This is a genomic window from Actinomycetospora sp. (assembly GCF_055612215.1).
Genome location: NZ_JBVPVA010000554.1, coordinates 1 through 2,464 on the forward strand (window position 1 = coordinate 1; position 2,464 = coordinate 2,464).

3 protein-coding genes are annotated in these 2,464 nt (G+C 71.2%); 1 reads left to right on the forward strand and 2 read right to left on the reverse strand.

All coding sequences use genetic code 11. From position 1 onward, the window contains the following. Together AC0CYZ_RS15360 and AC0CYZ_RS15365 are read right to left on the reverse strand one after the other, a co-directional pair. On the reverse strand, positions 1 to 512 hold a 512-nt coding region (locus AC0CYZ_RS15360), incomplete at its 3' end, for an FAD-binding protein (RefSeq protein WP_472216804.1). 3 nt (positions 513 to 515) lie between these two features. Next, entirely contained in the window at positions 516 to 1,199 is a 684-nt protein-coding gene (locus tag AC0CYZ_RS15365; protein ID WP_472216806.1) for a succinate dehydrogenase cytochrome b subunit, read from the reverse strand. A gap of 83 nt (positions 1,200 to 1,282) precedes the next feature. Here AC0CYZ_RS15365 and AC0CYZ_RS15370 point away from each other — a divergent pair, with 83 nt between their 5' ends. After that, positions 1,283 to 2,350 (forward strand): LysR family transcriptional regulator, encoded by a 1,068-nt coding sequence (locus AC0CYZ_RS15370; protein WP_472216808.1) that lies wholly within the window; start codon positions 1,283 to 1,285, stop codon positions 2,348 to 2,350. The last annotated feature ends 114 nt before the right edge of the window (positions 2,351 to 2,464 follow it).

Sequence of the window (2,464 nt, forward strand, 5' to 3'; positions counted from 1 at the left end):
GTGCCGCCGAACGACCGCGTGTCGAGCAGGCCCGCGTACTCGCGGGCGAACGGCACGCCCTGCGCGACGCACTGGTCGATGATGCTCAGGCTGTTCTCGGCGAGCCGGTGGACGTTCGACTCGCGCGAGCGGAAGTCGCCGCCCTTGACCGTGTCGTAGAACAGCCGGTGCACGGAGTCGCCGTCGTTGCGGTAGTTCTTCGCGGCGTTGATCCCGCCCTGCGCGGCGATGGAGTGCGCCCGGCGGGGCGTGTCCTGGTAGCAGAACGACTTCACGTGGTAGCCGGCCTCGCCAAGCGTCGCCGCGGCCGCACCGCCGGCGAGGCCGGTGCCGACGACGATCACCGTCATCTTGCGACGGTTCGCCGGGTTGACCAGGCGGGCCGAGAACTTCCGGTCGTCCCACCGGTCGCCGATCGGGCTGTCGGGCGCACGGTTGTCGGCGATCGGGTCGCCGAGGACGTAGCGGCCCTCGCCCTGCGTCGCCGTGGGCTCCTGCTGCAGCTCAGACATTGCTCACCTCACCAGACCGGTCATGACCGAGATCGGGATGATCGCGAAGCCGACGGCGATGACGACCCCGACGGTGATCGAGAAGATCTTCAGAGAACGCTGTCGGACGGCGCTGTTGCCACCCAGGGTCTGGATACCCGACCACAAACCGTGGCTGATGTGGGTGCTCAGCGCGACCATCGCGACGATGTAGAAGATGGCGACCACGGGGCGGTCGAAGCTCGCCACGAGCCTCGCGTAGGCGCCACCGGCCGGGTCCGGGTTCACGTTGCCCGTGGTCAGGTCGAGGATGTGCCAGATCACGAACAGCGCGATGATCACGCCGCCCCAGCGCATGGTGCGCGCCGCGTAGCTGCCCTGGGGGTTCTTGTGCTGGTAGCCGATCGGGCGAGCCCGCTTGGCCTTGTACCAGAGGCTGAACGCCGCAGTCATGTGCAGCAGGACGGACGCGACCAGCACGACGCGGATGATCCAGAGCACGCCCTCGTAGCCGAAGATCTCCGCGCCGAGGGTGCGCAGGTGCTCCGAGTACGCGTCGAAGGTCTCCTGGCCGAAGAAGATCTTCAGGTTCCCGATCATGTGGGCGATGACGTACAGCAAGAAGATCGCGCCCGTCACGGCCATGACGGACTTCTTGCCGACGGACGATCCCCACGTCCTCGTGACGATGTTGCGGTGTTGGGTCATGACCACGACGACACGCTAAGCCGAGGAACACGCCGACTGCCAATGCATGCAAGTCGGTCCAGCGATGCTCTTAAGCTATTCCGGTGACGCTCAAGCAGCTCGTCTACTTCCTCGCCGTAGCCGACACCGGACGGTTCGTGCAGGCAGCGGCCGAGGTGCGGATCGCCCAGCCCACGCTCAGCCGACAGGTCCAGGCGCTCGAAGATGATCTCGGCGAGACCTTGTTCACACGCGGTAGGGACCACGTCACACTCACGGCAGCGGGCGAGACGCTGCTCCCCCTCGCGCGCCGGATCGTCGCCGACGTCGAGACCGCCCGGCTGGAGATCGCCGAGCTCGCCGGGCTGCGTCGCGGGCGGCTGCGTGTCGGCGCCACCCCGAGCCTGTGCGTCGGCGTGCTCGCCGACGTGCTCGCGGTCTTCCACGTCAGCTACCCGGGCATCTCGCTGCAGGTCCGCGAGGGCGGCTCGCAGGACCTGGTCGCCGACCTCGAGGACGGCCAGCTCGACCTCGCGCTGGTCATCCACCAGCAGGACCGGGGCGGGGTGGCGGGACGGGCCGGTGGCGTGCCGCGGTCCGGGTCGGCCGGCCTCGCGGGGGCCGGAGGGCGCGAGACGGCGGGAGCACAGCTCGGCGTCGGGACCGGCGCCCCGGCAGCGGGTGGCGCCCCGCTGCGGCTCACCCCGGTGCTGCGCGAGGAGCTCGTCGCGATCTCCGCAGCGGGCGGGCGCTCGGGGCTCGACGAGGCCCTCGGCGACCACGCGGGGATCGTCGAGATCGCCCGGCACCCGCTCGTGGTGAACCGGCCCGGCTACGAGCTGCGCGAGGTGGTGCTCTCCGCGTGCGCGGCGGCCGGGGTGACGCCTCGCATCGCGGTCGAGGGCGGCGAGATGGACGCGGTGCTGCGCATGGTGGAGGCCGGCCTCGGCGTCGCGATCGTCCCGAGCCTGGTGCTCGCGGGCCGCCCCGGGCTGCGCCCCACGCGCCTCGACGGCTCCGGCTGGACCCACCGGACGATCGCGCTCGCCCACCGCACCGACGTCGCCCCCACCCGGGCCGCCGACGCCTTCCGGGAGACCCTCCTCGCCGTCCTCGCCCGCACCTCCCGCACCGGCGGCCTCCCGCCCGGGGTGCGGTTCATCCACCCGTAGCGGCGGGAGCCCGGGGCCGCCCCGATCAGGGGCACACTGCGCACGCCTCGGGCCTCCGATGCATGTCCCCTGTGCCCCTCGTGACCGCGAGGTCGTGGCTCAGCCGACGTCGGC

What these genes read in the sequence shown, in the direction of transcription:
- AC0CYZ_RS15365 (WP_472216806.1), bottom strand. Translation starts at nt 1,199, where the DNA reads ATGACCCAACACCGCAACATCGTCACGAGGACGTGGGGATCGTCCGTC.